The organism is Acinetobacter sp. CIP 101966 (assembly GCF_000369725.1).
In the GTDB taxonomy this organism is placed as follows: Bacteria; Pseudomonadota; Gammaproteobacteria; order Pseudomonadales; family Moraxellaceae; genus Acinetobacter; species Acinetobacter lwoffii_Q.
Genome location: NZ_KB850163.1, coordinates 133105 through 134511 on the forward strand (window position 1 = coordinate 133105; position 1407 = coordinate 134511).

Sequence of the window (1407 nt, forward strand, 5' to 3'; positions counted from 1 at the left end):
CAAAGCATTTATCAGCATGTGGCGCTGAATCATACTCTTAAAATTGCTACAGTGTCGGAACAAACAGCTGAGATTGAGCGCCTACTGAATCAAAATAAAATTTGGGGTTATATCCATATTCCAAGCGGTGCCGAGCAACGTCTGGTTCGTGCCCGGGATGCTGACATCAGTATTGCCTTTAACCAGAGTTATTTCAGTATCGGAAATACCATCTCCTCTGCCATGCTGGTTAGTACCCTACAAGCACTGGCTGAATTTGGCGGACAGCAATATCTGGGCAACCGACTCCCCTCTCTCGAAGCACCGTCACCGCATATTAAAATATCTCCGCTGTATAATCCGCAACTGAATTATGAATTCTATCTGGAACCCTATGTCATTCCGGCGATTCTGCATCTACTGCTGTGTTGTTGTGTGGCATTTTCCGTCGGTCAGGAACTGAAGCGGCAGACCTTAACAAGCTGGATTAGCAACTCATCCATCTGGATGGCATTACTGTCTAAGAACCTGGTCTATGTGGCTATTTTTAGTCTATGGACCTGGATCTGGATGTTCTGGCTGATTGAAATTCGCGGCTGGTTTGTTGCCGGCTCGCTCGCTCTGATTCTATCGGCACAATTTCTGCTATATAGCGCTTATGCATTTTTAAGCAGTGCAGTGGTTCTGGCAACCAAAGATTTAAGTAAATCTTTTGGCATCATTGCGGTCTATGGTGGTTCATCGTTAAGTTTTGCCGGTGTGACTTTACCTTTAAATAATGCGCCCCTATTCACCCAGTTTTGGGCCAATATTATTCCGTTTACGCCCTATGCCAAATTACAAACCGAACAATGGGTGATTGGTAGTCCAGTACATATTTCACTGCAAGCTGGATTAATGCTGCTGATCTATGCCCTAGTCTACGCTCTGCTGGCTTATCTGTTTCTTAAAAAAATCGCCAAAGGAGCAACACCATGAAATCCCTTTGGTTTTACTATCTACAAAGCTTCAAAGATATTGTCAGTCACGGCACAATCTTTACCACGCTGATTCTATCTGTCTTGTTTTACAGCTTTTTTTATCCAACTGCTTATCAGGCGCAGCAGGCTGAAGCCTTACCGATTATCATTGTCGATGAAGAACAAAGTAGCTTAAGCACCCGCATTATTGGTCAGGTGGCACAAAGCCCCAATGTCGAAATTCAGGCGATTACCGGAAATTTTGCCGAAGCCAAACAATGGATGGAATCTCAAAAAGCCGATGGAATTTTACTGCTGCCGGACAATTTATCGCAAAGCTTAAGGCATGGTGAAACAGGCGGAATTGGACTGTATTTAAGCACGGCCAACTTTTTAGTGACCAAACAAATTGGTCTGGGCTTAGCCACATCGGTTGAGCAAACGTTGGCAGACTATACTGAACGCTTTG

At 44.3% G+C, this 1407-nt stretch carries 2 protein-coding genes; both read left to right on the forward strand.

Annotation, left to right across the window (positions count from 1 at the left end; genetic code table 11):
* The coding region (locus tag F891_RS15445) for an ABC transporter permease (RefSeq protein WP_005264387.1) at positions 1 to 957 on the forward strand (957 nt) is incomplete at its 5' end.
* Positions 954 to 1407: ABC transporter permease (locus F891_RS15450; protein WP_005264389.1), on the forward strand; the 454-nt coding region annotated here is incomplete at its 3' end. The genes F891_RS15445 and F891_RS15450, both read left to right, overlap by 4 nt.